Here is a 265-nt window from a genome sequence, read left to right as displayed (position 1 = left end):
GCGCCTTGGCAACGATACGCGGATCGGAGGTGTAGATGCCGTCCACGTCGGTGAAAATGTCGCACCTCTCCGCCCCCAGGGCGGCGGCCAGGGCGACGGCGGAGATGTCGGATCCGCCCCGGCCGAGCGTGGTGATGCGATTGTCGGTGCCGACGCCCTGGAAACCGGCAAGCACCGGCACCTCGCCGTTATCGAGGCGCCGTTCGAGTTCGGTCGTGTCGAACCTTTCGATGCGGGCCCGGCCATGGGTCGAATCGGTGTTGAC

The 265-nt window shown here is 67.2% G+C and carries 1 protein-coding gene; it reads right to left on the bottom strand.

The genetic code is table 11. The features are described from left to right. Positions 1-265 (bottom strand): amino acid kinase family protein (locus PZC42_RS21620; protein WP_438802985.1); only part of this gene is annotated, 265 nt, incomplete at both ends.

This window comes from Isoptericola croceus (assembly GCF_029382255.1).
Classification (GTDB): Bacteria; Actinomycetota; Actinomycetes; order Actinomycetales; family Cellulomonadaceae; genus Isoptericola; species Isoptericola croceus.
This window is presented reverse-complemented; position numbering and strand designations above follow the sequence as displayed.